At 71.8% G+C, this 14,204-nt stretch carries 13 protein-coding genes; 7 read left to right on the forward strand and 6 right to left on the reverse strand.

Features of this window, described 5'->3' with window-relative positions; all coding sequences use genetic code 11:
• The first annotated feature begins 74 nt into the window (after positions 1-74).
• Positions 75-1,883, forward strand: a complete 1,809-nt coding sequence (locus RM609_RS11350; RefSeq protein ID WP_311610121.1) for a TnsA endonuclease N-terminal domain-containing protein — start codon at positions 75-77, stop codon at positions 1,881-1,883.
• Here the strand turns inward: RM609_RS11350 and RM609_RS11355 are convergent.
• Positions 1,862-2,251 (reverse strand): winged helix-turn-helix transcriptional regulator, encoded by a 390-nt coding sequence (locus RM609_RS11355; RefSeq protein ID WP_311610122.1) that lies wholly within the window; start codon positions 2,249-2,251, stop codon positions 1,862-1,864. The genes RM609_RS11350 and RM609_RS11355 overlap by 22 nt on opposite strands.
• 95 nt (positions 2,252-2,346) lie before the next feature.
• Between RM609_RS11355 and RM609_RS11360 the strand changes: the two genes are divergently transcribed.
• Positions 2,347-3,900, forward strand: a complete 1,554-nt coding sequence (locus RM609_RS11360; RefSeq protein WP_311610123.1) for an MFS transporter — start codon at positions 2,347-2,349, stop codon at positions 3,898-3,900.
• Between the two features lie 158 nt (positions 3,901-4,058).
• Here the strand turns inward: RM609_RS11360 and RM609_RS11365 are convergent, their stop codons facing one another.
• The gene (locus RM609_RS11365; protein WP_311610124.1) at positions 4,059-4,982 is read right to left on the reverse strand and encodes a LysR family transcriptional regulator; all 924 of its coding nucleotides are present in this window, start codon (positions 4,980-4,982) and stop codon (positions 4,059-4,061) included.
• A gap of 71 nt (positions 4,983-5,053) precedes the next feature.
• Here RM609_RS11365 and RM609_RS11370 point away from each other — a divergent pair, with 71 nt between their 5' ends.
• Together RM609_RS11370 and RM609_RS11375 are read left to right on the forward strand one after the other, a co-directional pair.
• Positions 5,054-5,668, forward strand: coding sequence for a maleylpyruvate isomerase family mycothiol-dependent enzyme (locus RM609_RS11370; protein WP_311610126.1), 615 nt, complete (start codon positions 5,054-5,056; stop codon positions 5,666-5,668).
• Between the two features lie 218 nt (positions 5,669-5,886).
• Entirely contained in the window at positions 5,887-6,561 is a 675-nt protein-coding gene (locus RM609_RS11375; protein ID WP_311610128.1) for a hypothetical protein, read from the forward strand.
• A 99-nt stretch (positions 6,562-6,660) separates the two neighbouring features.
• Here the strand turns inward: RM609_RS11375 and RM609_RS11380 are convergent, their stop codons facing one another.
• From RM609_RS11380 to RM609_RS11390, 3 genes are all read right to left on the reverse strand, one after another.
• Entirely contained in the window at positions 6,661-7,269 is a 609-nt protein-coding gene (locus RM609_RS11380) for an RICIN domain-containing protein (RefSeq protein WP_311610130.1), read from the reverse strand.
• 101 nt (positions 7,270-7,370) lie between these two features.
• Complete coding sequence (locus RM609_RS11385) at positions 7,371-8,780, reverse strand: MFS transporter (RefSeq protein ID WP_311610131.1); 1,410 nt, start codon at positions 8,778-8,780, stop codon at positions 7,371-7,373.
• Positions 8,781-8,891: 111 nt separating this feature from the next.
• Positions 8,892-10,262: a tetratricopeptide repeat protein gene (locus tag RM609_RS11390; protein WP_311610132.1), complete on the reverse strand. Its 1,371-nt coding sequence runs from the start codon at positions 10,260-10,262 to the stop codon at positions 8,892-8,894.
• Positions 10,263-10,469: 207 nt separating this feature from the next.
• Between RM609_RS11390 and RM609_RS11395 the strand changes: the two genes are divergently transcribed.
• Positions 10,470-11,981 (forward strand): LCP family protein, encoded by a 1,512-nt coding sequence (locus RM609_RS11395; protein ID WP_311610133.1) that lies wholly within the window; start codon positions 10,470-10,472, stop codon positions 11,979-11,981.
• Between the two features lie 155 nt (positions 11,982-12,136).
• Entirely contained in the window at positions 12,137-12,424 is a 288-nt protein-coding gene (locus RM609_RS11400; protein WP_311610134.1) for a hypothetical protein, read from the forward strand.
• A 27-nt stretch (positions 12,425-12,451) separates the two neighbouring features.
• Here the strand turns inward: RM609_RS11400 and RM609_RS11405 are convergent, their stop codons facing one another.
• Positions 12,452-13,360: a LysR substrate-binding domain-containing protein gene (locus tag RM609_RS11405; protein ID WP_311610135.1), complete on the reverse strand. Its 909-nt coding sequence runs from the start codon at positions 13,358-13,360 to the stop codon at positions 12,452-12,454.
• 93 nt (positions 13,361-13,453) lie between these two features.
• Between RM609_RS11405 and RM609_RS11410 the strand changes: the two genes are divergently transcribed.
• A complete protein-coding gene (locus tag RM609_RS11410; RefSeq protein ID WP_311610136.1) occupies positions 13,454-14,191 on the forward strand; it encodes an acetoacetate decarboxylase in 738 nt (245 codons plus the stop codon).
• Positions 14,192-14,204: the final 13 nt, after the last annotated feature.

Here is a 14,204-nt window from a genome sequence, read left to right on the forward strand (position 1 = left end):
TGATTCCATTTCATGATCGCAAACACTTCGCCGCCCGGGACAGCGGTTTACCGTCCGCCCGGCATACTCACAGTATGGCGGCCCGTCCCATGGCCGCCGGGCGGACGCATCCGACGTCGGGGGGCTCGGAGATGGACGGTCACATACCGGAACGGCGAGGGCAGCGCTGGAGCCCGGAGGAGTACGAAAAGCTCGTGGCCGGCATCGGCGAGGGGCTGACCGCCGAGGAGTTGGCCGCCCGGCATCAGCGGAGCGTGGCCTCCATCGGGTGGGCCGCCCGGTCGCTGGTTCCGGCCGAGGAGGCGGTGGACGGGGAAACGGCTCTCGCCCGGCTGACCGAGCGGCTCACCGGCGGCGGGGCGGACGGCACCTACAGCAGCGGGCACGACAGCGGGTACGACTGGCGGGCCCGGCTCGCGGACGTCCTGCGCACGCGGGCGACCGCCCGGAAGGTCCGGGAGGCACGCGGCCGGCGTGAACGCCCGCGGCAGTGCGAGCCCGACGCGATAGCGGCGTTGTGGCAGGAGGTGACCGCGCACCGCCTGTCGCCGGAGCGGCTGACCGAGTTCCTGGCCCGTCAGCCCGTCAAGGCACTGACGACGTTCACGGAGGACGCGCTACGCCCCGTCGCCGCGCGATTATGGCGCGCCCACGGGCAGCTCCTCCTCGAGGAGTGGCTCCTGGAGGCCAAATGCCCCGGCCACACGGCGGCCGACCTGTCCTGGGAGGCGGTCTCCGAGGGTGACACCGATGCGACGACCGTGCTCCACGACCTCTCGGCAGCGGCTGTCGACGAGTTGCGCGATGTGCGCGCCCACGCGGTCCTGTGCCGCCGGCTGGGGCTCGACGGCCACGACCCCCGTACTCAGTCGGCGATAGGGCAGGAGTTCTCCCTCACGGCACAGCGCATCAGCCAGCTCCAGGCGCGGGGCTTCGCCAGGTTGCTCGGCAGTCGGGATCCGGCCACCGTCGCCCTCCGCAACGCTTTGCGCCTCCTGCTGCACGACGGGGCACCACACAGCGGGGCACCGGGAGAAGCGGAGAGCGCCGAACGCCTCCGGGCCGTGGCCGACGTGGCCTTCCCCGGGGCGCCGCTCAACCCCGCCGGCCTGCTGCTCGCCCGCCTCTCCGGCAAGAGCGACGACGAGGCCAAACGGATGCTCGGCGTGATCGCCACCCTGGCCTCCCAGCGCCGCAAGGAGGAGCGGAAGCGGCACCACCTGGAGGCACGCGTCGCACGCGCCTCCGCGCGCTGGGCCGGCCTGGCCGCGGCGACCGACTGGTCTGGCGCCCCGGGCCCGGCCCCCGCACCGGAGGAGTTGTCGGCCCTGCGCGACGTCAACCCGCGCGAGCATGCCGGGTCCTGGTTCAGCGCCAAGCTGGGGCGCGAGGTGCAGTACGAGTCGACGACCGAACTGCAAGTCCTGCAACTCCTCGACCACGCACGCCAGATCGCCTACTACCAGGAGCAGCCACTGGCCATCGCCTACGCCTACAAGGGCCGCCCGCGCACCTACTATCCCGACTTCCTCGCCGTCACCGCCCAGGGCCATGCCGTGCTGATCGAGGCCAAGCCGCAGTACGACATCCCGTTGGCGATCAATGAGGCCAAGTACCGTGCCGCCGCCGGGTACTGCGCGGGCCGTGGCTGGGGTCTCCTGGTCACCGACGGCTCACGCACCCGGGCCGGCCTCGCTCGGCACACGGTCGATCCCGAGCTGGAGCGGCGGTTGCTGGCCGCCGTGGCGGAGAGGGAGCTGACCTGGCCGGACATCCGCGAGATCGGGCACGGCATCCCCTTCACCTCGCTCGATGTCGCGGCGCTGGTGCTGCGGCACCGGTGGACATGGGAGCTGGGCCCCTACCGGCTGCGTTCCACCTGAGGCGAGCCGGGCTCCGCCGGCTCCGCACCAGCCTGCTCCCCGCGCGTCGCGCGATACCAGCGCCCCCAGGCGTCGAGCTGGTTCGCGATGGCGTCCAGGCTCCGGCCCGTCTCGGTGAGCGTGTAGTCCACGCGCGGCGGCACCTCACGGTGGACGGTCCGCGTGACCAGCCCGTCCGCCTCCAGCTCCCGCAACTGGCGCGTGAGCATGCGCTGGGTGATCCGCGGCAACGCGCGCTTGAGCTCGCTGAACCTCTTGGTGCCGTCCAGCAGTTTCTTGAGGATCGCCAGTTTCCAGCGGCCGCCGAGCACTTCCATCGCCGCCTCGACGTCGCAGTACTCCGGTGTGTCCTCGATGTCGCCCCGCACGGAGCCCACCTCCCCAACTCGGTATACAGAATGGCACTATGGCACATTCATGACCGTACTTGTCCTGTGCGTCAGTAGCGGCCCATAGTGCCGTCATGCCCCGAAGCGAGACGCCGACACGTACGAATCCCCCCACGGCCAAGGATCAGCCCTTCCCGCCCGCACGGCGCTGGACGGTCCTGGCCGTGCTCTCCACCAGCCTGCTGCTCTGCGGCATCGACCTGACCGTGCTCCATGTGTCCGTGCCGAGCATGACGAGGGACCTGCACCCCAGCGCGGTGGAACTGCTGTGGATCGTCGACGTGTACTCGCTGACGCTGGCCTCCCTGCTCGTGACGTGCGGGACGCTGGGCGACCGCATCGGCCGCAAGCGCATGGTGCTGAGCGGGTTCGCGGTCTTCGGTCTGGCGTCCGCCTGTGCCGCGTTCTCCGCGACCACGCCCCAGCTCATCGCCGCGCGCGTGGGGCTCGGGGCCGGCGCCGCGATGATCATGGCGTCCACCGTCGCCGTGATCCGCGTCGTCTTCACCGACGACCGGGAGCGGGCCGTCGCCATCGGCGTCTGGACCGCGGCGCACAGCGTGGGAGCGACCGTGGGGCCGCTCGTGGGCGGGCTCGTGACCGAACGATGGGGGTGGGGAGCCGTCTTCCTCGTCAACGTCCCCATCGTGCTGGTCATCCTCGTCATCGGCGCGCGTGTCATCCCCGAGTCGAGGAACCCCGCGCCACGCCGCTGGGACCTGGCCAGCGTGGCCCTGTCGGTCGTGGGCCTGGCGGGGGTCGTGTACGCGCTGAAGCGCGCCGGCGAGCATCTGACGGTCGACGTCTCCGTCGTCGTCACCGCCGCGGTCGGCGCCGGCCTGCTGGTGCTCTTCGTACGGCGTCAACGGCGCCTGGCCGAACCGCTCCTGGACGTCGCCCTGTTCAACGACCGCCGCTTCTCCACCTCGACCGTCTGCGTGATCAGCTGCTTCGGCTCCTATGTCGCCCTGCTGTTCTTCCTCACCCAGTGGCTCCAGCAGGTCGGGGGCTACTCGCCGCTGAGCGCCGGGCTCGCCCTCGTGCCCCTGGCCGCCACCAACGCGGTGGGAGCCGCGACCGCGCCCTGGCTCTCGGCGCGCTGGGGCAACCGCTGGTCGCTCACCGGCGCCCTCACCGCCTGCGCCGCCGCCTTCGCCCTGCTCGCCCTGATCGGTGACGCCGCCCACTACGCCACCCTCGTCGGCACGATGCTCGTCGCCGGTTACGGGGCCGGTGTCGTGATGACGCTCGGCGCCGACTCCATCATGGGGGCGGCCTCCCCCGAACGGTCGGGTGAGGCCGCCGCGATCCAGGAGACATCCTTCGAGCTCGGCGCCGGCCTGGGCGTGGCCGTACTCGGCACCGTCCTCGCCGCCGCCTACCGCACGGGCCTCCCCGGCCTCCCCACGCTGGGCCCGGACGACCGGTCCGCTGTCGAGCAGTCCTTCGGCGGGGCCGAGGACGTCGCCGACCGTGTCGACACGGCGGCCGCCCGGCAGGTCATGACGGCCGCCCGGCACGCCTACGACCACGGGTTCACGGCCGTGGCCGCGGTCGCCGCCGCGGGTCTCGCCCTCACCGCTCTGCTCGCGGCCCTCGTACTGCGCCCGCGCGGGACGGACCGTTAGGCGGGACGGACCACCAGGAGCGCGCCGAGGCCGGCACGCACCCCGCCTGAGCGCTCCGCGGGAGGCGTCACGGCGGGGCGTCGATCGGCTGCGGCGCCGTCGTGGCTGGTCGCGCAGTTCCCCGCGCCCCTTCGGGCGCGGCCGGGCCCACCGGCCCCTCAGTCCTCTGCGGACCGGGCCGGTGGAAAGGCCTGCCGCATGCGCGCGAGGAGGGCCCTGGCCGCCGGTGCGGCCGGGCCGTCCGCCGGCCAGGCGAGAGCGACCCGGCCACGGAGGCGGGGGCCGGTGATGGGGAGGGTGCGCAGGCCCAGCGCCGCGGCACCCTCGGGCGGCAGCTCGGGGAGGATGGCCACCCCGAGGCCACGGGCGGCGAGCCGGGCCAGCAGCTTCGGCGCGGCACTCTCGAAGGCTATGCGAGGCTTGAACCCGGCCTGCTCACAGGCGTGTTCGAGCACCGCGCGCAGGCCCGTGCCGCGCGGCAGGCTGATCAGCGAACGGCCGGCGAGCGCGCTCAGCGGGAGCGCGGCACGGCCGGCAGGTGCGAGCAGCGGATCGTCCGGGGCCATGGCGGCGACCAGCGGGGTGTCGACGACGACCTGGAGGTCGATGCCCGGCAGGGGGTCCTCGCCGGCGAGGCCGACGACGGCGAGGTCGAGTTCGCCGAGGCGCAGGGCCGCGAGCATTCGCTCGGACGTGTCCTCGGTGAGCGCTATCTCGACCCGTGGGTGGTCCTCGTGGAAGTCGGCCAGCACGGTGGCCACGTCGAATCCGTCGGCGACCGCGCCGGAGACGAGCCCGATGGTGACCTGCCCCCGTATGAGCCCGGTGAACTCGTCCACCGTCTGCCGCAGCCCCTCGACGGCCGCGAGTGCCGCCCGGGCATAGGGCAGGACCGCCTCGCCCACGGCGGTCGTGGTGACAGTGCCGCCGGAGCGGTCCAGCAACGCCTGCCCGAGCTCTCGTTCCAGTTGCCGGATCTGAGCACTCACTCCCGGTTGGGCGAGGTGGAGACGGGCGGCGGCGCGGGTGAAGTTGGCCTCCTCGACGACGGTGAGGAAGTACTTCAGCTGGCGGAGCTCCATAAGCAGGGATTCTAGCGACGAGAAATACCGGCTCTTGGACTTCTCACAGGCTCTCGATCAGGCTGGTGGCCATGGAGAGTACGACGGTGGATGTTCGTGCGGCGGTAGCGTCGGAACGGCGTGAACTCGCCGATGTCCTCGACGGCTTGACCGAGGCCCAGTGGGACGCGCCGTCCCTGTGCGCGGGATGGCGGGTACGGGAGGTCGCCGCCCACATGAGCCAGGGATTCCGGTACTCGTTCGGCAGGACGGCACTGGAACTCGCCCGGTCGGGCGGCAACCTCCACAGGATGACGGACCGGCTCGCACGCCGTGACGCCGCGGCCCTGTCCCGGCTCGAGATCGCCCAGGCGCTGCGGGACAACGCCCATCACCCCTGGAAGCCGCCGGTGGGCGGGCTGCCGGCGGCGCTCGGGCACGACGTGGTCCACGGCCTGGACATCACCGTCCCCCTCGGCCTCGGGCGCCGGGTCCCCGAGGAACGCCTGCGGATCGTGTTCCGGACCGTCCAGCCGAGCACGCTCCGGTTCTTCAAGGCGAAGCTCGAAGGCGTCGAGCTTCGCGCCACCGATCTGGAGTGGTCGTACGGCTCGGGCAGGACGCTGACGGGACCCGCCCAGGAGCTCCTGCTGCTCGCGTACGGGCGTGAACTCCCGGCCGGCCACGCGACGGCGACCCTGAGCTGAACCGCCTTGCCCGAGCGCCTACATGGCCACACCCTCCGGATGACAGGCTGTCACTTTCCGTTGCCATTCGGGGTGATGGAAGCCCTCAAGGAGGGTGGGTGAATGCCGTAAAGGTGACGCATCATATTTAACCCGTCACCCTTCCCCCGGTCGGCAGTTAACCCGAAGTGAAAGTACGCCGGTCATACGTGCGCCGGCGTCGACTGGAGGGGAATCCTGTGGGCATCATCCAGCGGGTCGCCGCGGCCGTCACGCTCGCCATCACCACCATCGGAGTGGGTTGCGGGACCGCCTCGGCCGCTTCGGCGGATTCAGGGCACGGCGAGGGTTACACGAACATCTACTGCAACAACCCGTACAACGCCAGCCTGGTCGACGCCTCCGGAGGAACCGCGGTGGTGCGGCAGGCGCAGGATCTCCTGGGTGTCGGTGTGGGTGGTGACGGGACGGGCGGCTCCGGCGCCGGTGGCACCGGCTCGGGCGGCAACGCCTCCAGCGGTGACGCCAGCGGCGGGTCGGCCGGGGCCGGCGGTGGCGGCAGCGTCTTCGGCGGCGGCAGCCCGGACGCCACGGGCGGCAGCGGCACCAGCGGCCCCGCCTCGGGCGGACCCGGCACGGGCGGCCTCGGCACCGGCGGCCCGGGCAGCGGCGGCTCCGGCTCGACCAACGGCGCTCAGCACCAGGGGGCGACGGCCAACGGCGGCAAGGGCGGCACGGCGGACCTCTCCAACGTCCAGCAGGCCAACCACAACCGTTGCGGGCAGATCTCGGAGTCCCAGGTCAGCACCACGGTCGACAAGAGCACCACGATCGACAACAGCACGTCGGTCGACAAGTCCGTCAGGACGAACAACCAGCGCTACGACCGTGTCGGCCGGCACCCGCAGCACTGATGCGCGCTGAGACACAGCCGGCCGAGCCGACGGACCGGTAGCGAGCCCTCGGGGGTGTTCCGCCGTGACGAACACGGCGGAACACCCCCGCTCTCACGGTCAGGCGAGGTCGGAACGCCACCACTGCTGGGACTGGAAGTTCTTGGCCCACAGCTGCGCGCGGGCACCGTTGCCGGGCACGTTGGTGTCCCGGTCCAGGACGGTGTTGCCGCCGTTGTAGAACAGGTCGTTGTAGATCGCGAGGTCGTTCCGGAACGTGAACCACCGCTGTTGTGCCGTTCCGTTGCACTGCCACAGCTGCACCTTGGTGCCGTTGCGGCCGCCGCCGTTGGTGTCGGCGTCGAGGCACATGCCCCGGAACCGGACGCTCTCCAGCGCCCCGTTGTCCCAGGAGATCCACGCCTGCTGGTCACTGCCGTTGCATGCCCAGACCTGCACCTTGGTGCCGTTGCCGCCCGCGTTGGCGTCCGCGTCCAGGCACTGGCCGGGGGTCCGGCTGTAGAGGCTGGCGATCCTGACGACCCCCGACTGGACCCGCTCCCCGAGGGTACGGGCACCCTGGTGGGCCCTCTGGAGCGAGGTAGCGGCAGCGGTGCCGGCGTTCGCCGGTCTTGCGTCACGGGGTGTGGCCGAGGCCGTGGCGAGGCCCGTTCCGGTGAGCAGCGCCGTCGTCAGTGCAAGACCGATCGTGACGTGTCGAGGTGACATGGACGATCCCCTTCCTGATTCCGTCATGAGCGCGCTTCATGTCGTGGTCATGACTAGCCCTGCCGACAGCGGTCGTCCATATACAGAACCGGCCACCCCTACTACCCCGCCAGCACCGTCGACGCCCCGGCCAGAGCAGCGGCCGCGGCGAGGGTGAGAACGGGGAGCGGAGGCAGGACCGATCCCGCGCCGCGGCCGTCGCCCAGTTCGAGGGTGAGGGTGACGACGGCGATTCCGAGGGCGGTGCCCAGGGCCCGGGCCGTGTTGACCATGCCGCCACCCGTGCCGGACAGCCGGCGTGGCACGGCCCGCATCAGGGTTTCGTTGTTGGACGGGGTGAACAGGCCGAGCCCCAGGCCCAGCACGGCGAGCCAGCAGATCAGCCACCGGTCCGCCGGGCAGGCGAACGCCAGTCCCATCAGCCCCGCCATGGACAGCGCGGCCCCGGTCAGGGCGCGGCGGCGGCCGTTCCACCGCCGGGGAAGCAGGTGCTCCTGAAGGTTGGAGGCGAGCGCGAACGCGGCGGGCAGGGCGCCGAGCAGCAGGCCGGCCCGCATCTCGCTCTCCCCGTGCCGCGTCAGCACCAGGGGGACGAGCACCAGCGGCCCGAACAGGACGAGGTACCCGGCCAGGGCTCCCACCAGCCCCCATCCGATCCGCCGGTCCCCCAGCAGCGACAGCGGCACCAAGGGCTCGGGGGCGTGCGCCTCGCGCCGTGCGAAACCCCAGGAAGCCGCCGCCGACACCGCGAGCAGCACCATGCCGGACCAGCCCGGCAGCGGCGTGCCGGAGAACACCGAGACCCCGCCGAGCAACGCGGCCGACGCCACCGCGAGCCAGGCCGTCCCCCGCAGATCGAAGCGGGTGCCGCCGGCCCGTTCGACCGTACGGGGCAGCAGGTAACGGCCGAGCAGTGTCGCCAGGACGCCGACCGGCACATTGATCCAGAACACCCAGCGCCAGCCCACCGTCGACACCAGCACCCCGCCCAGCGTCGGCCCGGCCGCCAGGCCCAGCGCCTGCCCTCCCGCCTGCATGCCCAGCGCGGTGCGCAGCTTCTCGCGCGGGGCCACCAGGCTGACCAGGGCCACGCTGTTGCCCGCTAGCATCGCCGCCCCCAGCGCCTGTACGGCGCGGAAGCACACCAGCGCCGTCAGGTCCGGGGCCAGGGAGCAGGCGGCGGAGGAGAGCGCGAACAGGCCGAAGCCGTGGAGGTAGACCAGTTTGCGGCCCACCACGTCCGACACATGGCCGACCGCGACCAGTACCGCCGCCGTGACCAGCATGTACACCAGTGACACCCACTGCACGGCGGCCAGCCGTTCGCCGAACTCCCGCTCAAGGCTCGGGTAGGTGAGGGTGACGATGCTCGCGTCCAGCTGGCTCATGAAGCCGCCGAAGCAGACCGTCAGCACCGCCAACCGCCAGGAGACGGGCGACTCCCGCACCCATCGCGGCCGCGCGCGCTCACGCGGTACCCGCGTTCTCCATCCCGTGGGCCGGTCGTCCATGGAGAACACTGTCGGCGCGGGCGGACGAGAACACACGGCCGGGCGCACACACGGGTGCCGGGTTCACCGGATCGGCGCAGATGTCGGCCGTGGCGGGCAGGGGTGGCGGGCTCAGTCCTCGCGGCCCGCGCGGAAGGCGGTGGCCCGGGCGAGGCGGGCACGGGCCTCGAGGTCGTAGGGGCACTGGGGGCGGAGGCCGGCGCGTTCGCTCAGCAGGGTGCGGGCCAGGTCGTGACGTCCGGCGCGCAGGGCCGCTTCGACCAGGGTCTTCTGGAGGACGTCGCGCTGGGCGTGGCTGCCGCCGAAGAACTGGAAGCGGCGCCGTAGCGGAAGCAGCTCGTCGACGACGTCGCCGTAGCGTCGCTGCCCGTACGCCACGAGGGCGCGGCAGGCCGGGAGCCCGATCCCGGCGGTCATCGCGACGTTGGACACGCCCGCTCCGGTGCCGGCCCCCTCCAGCCAGGTCCGCCGGTCGTGGATGAGGCGTTCGGCGTCGGGCAGGCGGTCGGCGCCAACGTAGGCCATGACGGCGTGGACGTCGTTGAAGGCGTAGTACGGGCCGTCGTGCCGCGCTGCCCAGGCGTCGGCCAGTACGGGCCAGCGGTCGCCCGTGTCGGTGTCCGCCAGGTACAGCCGCCAGAGCAGCGCGGCGGCGTCCAGGAGTTCCATCGCGCTCCCGGCGGAGCCGTCGTGGTGGACGGCGGCGTCGTAGACGGCCAGGACGTCGTCGGTGCGGCCGGTCTCAAGGATGTAGAGGGCGTAGTGCCACCAGTTGTGCACGGTGAGGTAGTTGCCGGTCGACCAGTCGTCCGTACGGTTGTCGAGGAAGCGAATGCCGTCCTCGTGCCGGCCCTGCATCTCGTAGGAGTGCACCACGGCGTGGATGCCCCATACGTCGCGCGGGTTGCGTTCGACGGCTTCCAGGCCCACGTGTTCGGCGCGGGTGTAGTGGCCCGCCTCCTCCAGGCCGAACGCGTACATGCCCTGGAGGAGTCCGTAGTGGGGATCGTGCTCGTCCCAGGCGGACAGCGCGCCGCCGATCCGGTCGCGCAGCAGCGCGGCGTTGCCGGTGAAGAAGTCTGTCTGGTGCCCGACCGCCAGGGCGAGGGCGTCCTTCGGGTACGCCACGACGAGCTCGGCGAGGAGGCGGCCGGCCTTGTGGAAGTCGCCGCCCAGCCAGGAGGAGGCCGCCTCGACGTGGATGCGTTCGCGCGGGGTCAGCTCGGCGACCGGTACGTCCTTCCGGTAGGCCGCGAACGCCGTGGCCGCCTCGGCCGCGTCCTTCTCCTCCGTACCCAGCAGTCCCAGATACGCCCTGAGGACGTTGCCCATGGCGGAGCGGGGCGAGGCGTCGAGCGTCGCCCCGGCCTCCGCGGCCGTCTCCTCGCGGAAGAAGAGGAGGTTGTCCAGCGCCTTCTCGTAGTGCCGCACCGCTTCGGCGCCGGTGTGCGTCATCGCGTGGGCGTGCCGGTCCGTGGCCACTCGTCGTCCTTCCGCCGGGTCACCTCATCCGGTCGGGATCCCTGCCCCGCCCGGGAGCGGTGGACACAAGCGCCCTTCCTCCCTTGGGGGGTTCCTGGAACCCGCAGGCCACGACCACCCCAACTCTTGCTACATTGCGCAACTATATAACCGACGAGTGGGGCGAGCCGGCCGTTCCCCGGTAGCCACGCGGACGAAAGCGCACATATGACAGGCACATCGGTGGCTCCTCGGCGTCAGAGCCGGCAGGCCATCCGCATCCGGGAGCGCCGTCGCGGCCGGGTGCGGCTCATCACCGCCATATCGGCGTCCACGGCCGTGCTGATGGTGGCCGCCGGGGGCTGGCTCTACTACGAGTTCAACGGCAACATCGACAGCTTCGGCGCGGAGGGCCTGTCGAAGAACCGGCCCGCCGCCGGATTCGGTGGCCAGAACGTCCTGGTCATCGGATCGGACTCGCGTTCCGGGGACAACGCGCGGATGGGCGGCGGAGGCGACGACTTCGGCCGCTCGGACACCGCCTTCCTCCTGCACGTCTACGGCGACCAGAAACACGCCGTCGCGGTGTCCATCCCCCGTGACACCCTGGTCGACATCCCCTCGTGCCGGCTCCCCGACGGCACATGGACGGCTCCCCAGAGCAATGAAATGTTCAACTCGGCCTTCTCGGTCGGGCGCACCGCGAAGGGCAACCCCGCCTGTACGCAGAACACGGTGGAGAAGCTGACCGGTCTGCGCGTCGACCACACGGTCGTCGTGGACTTCGTGGGCTTCTCGAAGATGACGTCCGCCGTCGGCGGTGTGAACGTCTGCCTGCCCAACGACGTCTACCAGGGCGACCTCAACCCCAACCTCGGCTCGAAGGGCCGGCTGATCTTCCCCAAGGGCCCCCGGACGGTCTCCGGCCAGGAGGCGCTGGACTATGTGCGGTTGCGGCACGGCATAGGGGACGGTTCCGACATCGGCCGCATCAAGCGGCAGCAGGCGTTCGTCGCGAGCCTCATCAAGAAGGTGAAGGGTCAGGGTTTCAACCCCACCACCCTGCTGCCGCTGGCGGACGCGGCCACCAAGTCCATGACGGTCGACCCCGGCCTCGACTCGGCCCGCAAACTGCTCTCCTTCGCGATGTCGCTCAAGGACGTCGACCTCCACAACACCAAGTTCGTCACGCTCCCCTGGCAGTACCAGGGCAACCGGGTCGCGATCGTCCACCCCGACGCGGACGCCCTCTGGGAAGCGATCAGGAACGACCGCACCATCGACGGCCAGAACGCGCGCGGTAAGCAGGACGACAAACCGCCCGCGCCGAGCACCGCCGCCCCCTCCCCCGTGTCCGGTTCGGGCATCGACGTGGCCGTGCACAACGGCACCACGACACCGGGCCTGGCCGCCCGCGCCGCCGAGACGCTGAAAGGCAGCGGATTCACCGTCACCGGAACCGCGAACAGCCGCTCCCACCAGGGGACGGCCACGGTCATCGGCTACGGCCCCGGGCAGCACGACCACGCACAGACCGTCGCCCGCCTGTTCCCCGGAGCCGAACTGCGCCCCTCCGGCACACCGGGCATCATCGTCACCCTGGGCCGGACGTACGCGACCGCCCCGACCCCGGCCGAGCCGACGACGCCGGCCCAGGCGCCCACCGCGGTGCCCACCCAGGTGGCCGGCACCGCCCGGTCGGCGGACGACGACGTGTGCTCCAACCTGTCCTACGGGTGACCGGGCGGCCGGAGCCGAACACCCCGAAAGGATTGCGAAGTTGCGCAACTGGGCAAGTGTTGTGCGCCGGGCACGCGAACGCACGAAGGGGGCGGCAATTGGCGCAGGGCAGGACGACATCGACAGGTGGTACCGACTTGCGCCTCGGGGCGGTCGTGTCCGAGATCGAGGGCCTGTACACCGCCCTCCGCGCCACGCCCGGCGGGCCGCGCCGGGACCGGATCCTCGCCGACCTGGCCCAGGCGGGCCGGCGCCTCACCGCCCTCGCCCTCGATCCGGGGCGCGGCCGGGGCGGCGTACCGCCCCGCTCCCGCTGGGAGCGGCGGCGTCATCTCGCCGCGCGCGGAGCCGAATTGATCTCGGCGTTCCTCACGGGCTGGGCCGAGGGAAGGCGGTCCGGCGAACAGGAGGCGACGCGCACGCCGGGGAGCCGCCACGGGTAGGGCCGGTACGGTCCCCGACGCCGTCGCTCACACGCCGTCGTCCGGGCGGATGTGCCGGGCGATGAGATCCAGAAGACGCCGTACGGCCGCGTCCGCGTCGGGCCGGTGTACGGCGGCGACGGTCGTGCGGAGGTACGGCGAGGGGTCCCGGAGCGGCACGAAGGCGATGCCCGGGACGGGGAAGTCCCGCAGGTCCTCCGGCAGGAGGCTGACGCACAGCCCGGCGGCGACGTAGCCGAGCAGGCCGCTGAGGTCGTCCGCCTCGGCCCGGCGGCGCGGCGTGAACCCCGCGTCCTGGCAGGCGCGTTGGGCCTGGAGGGCGAGCCCGGGCAGGGCCGTCGCGCTGGGGAGGACGAAGTCGTCGTCGCACAGCTCCGAGAGGGCGATCGACGCGGCCCCGGCCAGGCGGTGGTCGTCCGGCACGGCGGCGACGACGCGTTCGACGGCGAAGGCGTGGGCCTCCAGGTCGTCCGGTATGGGTGACGGGTCGCGGAGGAAGGCGAGGTCCAGGGTCCCGGCGCCGAGCATCTCCACGAGCGCGGCCGTGGAGTCCTGGCGCAGGTGGACGCGCAGGCCGGGAAGCTCGTCCGCCGCGGCGCGCAGCAGCCGGGGCAGGTGGCGGTGGCTGAGGATGCTCACGTACCCCACGCGCACATCTCCCTCCAGGCCGTGCGCTACGCGCCGCACCCGCTCGACGGCGGCGGCCTGCGCGTCGAGCAGTCGCCGGGCCTCGACGGTGAAGGCGGCTCCCGCCGGGGTGAGGCGGACGCCGCCCGGCCCCCGGTCCAGCAGCGTCACCCCGAGCCCCCGCTCAAGGCGCTGCATCGCCTGGCTGAGCGGGGGCTGGCTCATCGACAGCCGCTCCGCGGCACGGCCGAAGTGCCTCTCCTCGGCCAGCACCAGGAACTGCTCCAGCAGGCGCTTGGTGAACTCCATATGGTTGAGCATATCGAATCTGCCAGAAACATATATTGGACAGAATCAGTGCGGGAGGAGTGAGGTGGTTCCAGGCGCTGAAAGGAAGCCCCCATGCAGATGCACGACGTCGCCCGGCTGTTCACCACTCCGCTGGACGCACCCGCTTTCGCCCCCACCCGGTACCGGTTCACCGACCGCGAGTACCTCAACATCACCTACCGCACCGACCCCGAGGCCCTGCGCCGGGTCGTCCCCGAACCGCTGAAGGTTCCCGAGCCGCTGGTGCGCTTCGAGATCATGCGGATGCCGGACGTGACGGGCCTGGGCGACTACACCGAGGCCGGCCAGGTCGTCCCCGTCGAGTACGAGGGTGAGCGCGGCGAGTACAACCTGGCCATGTACCTCGACAGCGTTCCGGCGATCTCCAGCGGCCGGGAGCTGAGCGCCTACCCGAAGAAGGCCGGGTCGCCCAGGCTCTACACCGACTCCGACACCCTCGTCGGCACGCTCGACTACGGCTCGCTGCGAGTGGCCACCGCCACCATGGGCTACAAGCACCACCCGATGGACCTCGACGAGGCCCGCGCCGAGATCTGCGTCCCCACCTTCATGGTCAAGGCGCTGCCCGGCTACGACGGCCGGCCTCGCATCTGCGAACTGGTCCGCACCCAGATCACCGACATCACGGTCAAGAGCGCGTTCCGCGGCCCGGCCCGCCTGGAGCTGTTCGCCCACGCGCTGGCGCCGCTCGCGGACCTGCCGGTCCTCGAAGTCGTCGCGGCCAGCCATATTCTCACCGACCTCACCCTGAACCCGGCCGAGATCGTCCACGACTACCTGGCGCACTGAAAAGCGGGGGTAC

The organism is Streptomyces hesseae, assembly GCF_031845785.1.
Classification (GTDB): domain Bacteria; phylum Actinomycetota; class Actinomycetes; order Streptomycetales; family Streptomycetaceae; genus Streptomyces; species Streptomyces hesseae.

Bases quoted from the DNA above. Each gene is read 5' to 3' on its own strand.
- RM609_RS11350 (WP_311610121.1), top strand. From the start codon at position 75: ATGGCGGCCCGTCCCATGGCCGCCGGGCGGACGCATCCGACGTCGGGG.
- RM609_RS11395 (WP_311610133.1), top strand. From the start codon at position 10,470: ATGACAGGCACATCGGTGGCTCCTCGGCGTCAGAGCCGGCAGGCCATC.
- RM609_RS11360 (WP_311610123.1), top strand. From the start codon at position 2,347: ATGCCCCGAAGCGAGACGCCGACACGTACGAATCCCCCCACGGCCAAG.
- RM609_RS11380 (WP_311610130.1), bottom strand. From the start codon at position 7,269: ATGTCACCTCGACACGTCACGATCGGTCTTGCACTGACGACGGCGCTG.
- RM609_RS11370 (WP_311610126.1), top strand. From the start codon at position 5,054: ATGGAGAGTACGACGGTGGATGTTCGTGCGGCGGTAGCGTCGGAACGG.
- RM609_RS11405 (WP_311610135.1), bottom strand. From the start codon at position 13,360: ATGGAGTTCACCAAGCGCCTGCTGGAGCAGTTCCTGGTGCTGGCCGAG.
- RM609_RS11365 (WP_311610124.1), bottom strand. From the start codon at position 4,982: ATGGAGCTCCGCCAGCTGAAGTACTTCCTCACCGTCGTCGAGGAGGCC.
- RM609_RS11385 (WP_311610131.1), bottom strand. From the start codon at position 8,780: ATGGACGACCGGCCCACGGGATGGAGAACGCGGGTACCGCGTGAGCGC.
- RM609_RS11410 (WP_311610136.1), top strand. From the start codon at position 13,454: ATGCAGATGCACGACGTCGCCCGGCTGTTCACCACTCCGCTGGACGCA.